The following is a 2977-nucleotide window of genomic DNA, read 5'->3' on the forward strand; positions in this document are numbered from 1 at the left end:
GGATAAACAGAAACTTCCTCCAGTTAGTGCGCGGCGATTTCAGAAACCGATAGACGGTATCTTTGGCTACGGCTTGGGTACTCGATAACAGGCGAAGAAATGGTTTGCCAGTAAAGGCCAGAGAGAATAAACACATCACTGCTGGGAATACCTTTTTCTTTGCGTCCATTAGATTGAGTCAGAATGGTTGTGATGCGGGCTTCTTTCAGAAAAGCTGAAATTGAAGACTGGACAGTGTTTTCATCAAGCAGATTATTTGGTAACATGATAGTGCAAGGACACCCTTTCGCTGGTTGTTGGGGTTTAGCACTTCCATTTTACCAGCAAGGGGTGTTTTTGTACACCTTTGAGGCCAATAAAGTCAGGGGATTACAGGTGTTTTACACCTGCGAAACTTGAGTTAATTATTCAGACACAAATTATCAACTGCTGGGCGGTATAGTGGAAAATGTAACTGGAAGAGGTATCGGCGAAGTGTTTCAGGACTATATATTTAAGCCACTCAATCTAAAGAACACTTATGCCTTTCAGGACATAAATGACACAAGTCCTGTACCTTTTTATCATAAATCCCAGGTAATCCGTGCACCAAAGTATATGGCATCGGTTACTGCAGAGGGGGGAATTGTCTCCACCGCTGGAGAAGTAATGACTTTCCTAAAAGCGTTTTTTAATGGCTATTTTTTCACGCAGGATGTTATTGCAGAGTTAAAGACAAACTGGAATATGATTTTATTCCCAGGGCAATTTTACTTTGGGTTGGGCTTAGAGAAGTTATGGATACCAAGATTATTTTCTCCATTTAAACCTATAGGTGAAGTGCTAGGTTTTTGGGGCCAGACTGGCGCCTTTGCGTTCTACAATCCAAAGACTGATTTGTATTTTACCGGAACTGTTAACCAAGCAAGCGGTTTAGGGCATGGCGCTGCTTTCAGCGCTATATTAAAGATAATTAAAACGGTTTAAATCCAGGTCCCTAGCCCTTTCGTGATAGACTCTGCATCTATGAGGGTTACCACAGAGATGCTCATAGAAAGAACAGCGTGCCCACTTTTTATCAAGTGAACACGACTGTTCTTTATCTTTTATTTACGCATTCTTCTTATCAGCTTGCCCCCGAACCACCTTGGTCCTCCTGTTTTACCCAAACCTCAAGGCCGTCAAAGGGGTTGGCTGTACCAAGATATAAGTCGTTGTTTTGAGCCAGGTAAAGCATTCGGACACCATAATTGTGTGGATTTCCCAGCCCATTTAGGGAGACAGGTGTCCAATTGATTCCATCCCTTGTCTTCCAAAGATCAAACCCCAAAAACCATTTGCCGAGTTTCATCAGCAGTCTCGAAATTGCCTGCAACAAGTTATCCAGAGGCAGATTAATCTGGAGGCTGTTGCTTTGACTGTTGGCTGATAAAAGGGCACAAATAATTTGAGGCAAAAGTGGGATGAAGGGTGGGACAAGAACTGACCAGCTGAAGGTGCCCAGGTACAGTTCATCACCTTGTGCCTGCAGTTGCCAACAGTAGGCATTGCTAATATTGCCAAACCCAGATGAATAACCGCTTAATGGAAGTCCTCGGGTGCCGGTGCTGGGTTGGGTGGGCACCACAGGATCGCCACCGACAATCAGCTCCCAGTTGTCGTATTTGTCTACCCTAATAACATCGAATCCCTTTGGCGGGACGAGTTGCTGTTCAGGGTTGATGCTGAGGACTCCGGCTTCAATTGCAGTTCCCAGATAGATATAGTCCTTGAATACTGCCAATGCCCAGGGGTGTTCGTTTCTAGCGTCGCCGGCGCCTTTATCTACCACCAGTTTCCACTGATCTCTTTCCGGCTCAGCTCCCAATGTGCGCCAGAGTTCAAACCCGGTGTATCGCGCAGTGCCGACATAGAGGTGATCGTTATAGCTTAAGATTAGATCCACATTGCCCCGGGGGTTTCTGTCGGGGGCACCATTGACATCTACCAGTTCCCAACCATCGCGCTCGGGATCATAGCTACTATATAGCTGGATGCCGGCCTGGCCCATAAGGGGCAGCGCCCCCATGTACAATTTGCCTCGGTGTTCAGCCATATAGCGGGTGGAGAATCCTTCGATGTCGTTTTCCAAGAGGCGCCAGTTCAAACCATCTGTTGATTTGAGCATAAATAAGTTTGGTGTCAGGGTCAGGGCGCCAGCGTAGATAGCAGTCTCCCCGTCAGGGGTAGTATAGGTAACCATGAACCGGAACCCGAGATTGACAAAGTACTCCGGGGTGCGGTAGACCCGCTCCCAGTTTCCGCAACCATCTAGTGGGTAACGCCAGATTTCGCCAGCCATCATCGGATTTTCCGGAGTCAGTTCTTCTGGGATTGGTATGTCACCCAGAACCTGATTGGCGAAAATTGAGTAAGGGATGTTTCTTGCTGTGCCTACATACAGATAGCCGTTTAGCTCTGTCATCGACCAGGCATAATTATTCTGCATGGCGTTATCCGGATCATTGGCATCGAGACCATTGACGGGCGTTATTTTCCTGAATTTGCTAAACTTTGGGTTGAAGGCTACGTTAACGTTGGTTTCCATACTGAGTCCTCCCTTGTACGGTATATTATTAATAATGTTTCTGGAAGGAACCCAGTTTTTGAGTGTAGGTCGAAATGCCCTTGAATATCTTTATTGATCAGGAGTCCGGTATATAAACAACCAGTTAATCGGGGCAGGAATTGATTCTGGCAAGGGAGAATTTAGGGACATAGTAAACTAAAGAAAGGTTGTTAACACCAAAATGATTATAGATTTAAGTCATTGCATCGAGGATAAGATGCCGGTGCATCCTTATGACGAGCAAGTACGGGTGTATCAAGATATGGATAGGTTACACTTAGTTGGACAGATTCGTTAAGGTCATATAAGCTTGATTCAAATAAAACTATAGGAGAATCAAAATGACCAAGCGAGAAAGAAGGACATTCTCACAAGAGTTTAAAGAACAAA

2 protein-coding genes and 1 pseudogene are annotated in these 2977 nt (G+C 45.3%); 1 reads left to right on the top strand and 2 read right to left on the bottom strand.

From position 1 onward, the window contains the following. Positions 1 to 23: 23 nt before the first annotated feature. Complete coding sequence (locus FH749_06185; GenBank protein MTI95065.1) at positions 24 to 266, bottom strand: hypothetical protein; 243 nt, start codon at positions 264 to 266, stop codon at positions 24 to 26. A 133-nt stretch (positions 267 to 399) separates the two neighbouring features. Here FH749_06185 and FH749_06190 point away from each other — a divergent pair. Next, positions 400 to 966: pseudogene (locus FH749_06190) on the top strand (serine hydrolase). A 139-nt stretch (positions 967 to 1105) separates the two neighbouring features. Here the strand turns inward: FH749_06190 and FH749_06195 are convergent. Continuing rightward, positions 1106 to 2566 (bottom strand): hypothetical protein, encoded by a 1461-nt coding sequence (locus FH749_06195; GenBank protein ID MTI95066.1) that lies wholly within the window; start codon positions 2564 to 2566, stop codon positions 1106 to 1108. Between the last annotated feature and the right edge of the window lie 411 nt (positions 2567 to 2977).

The organism is Bacillota bacterium, from assembly GCA_009711825.1.
Taxonomy (GTDB): Bacteria; Bacillota; Proteinivoracia; order UBA4975; family VEMY01; genus VEMY01.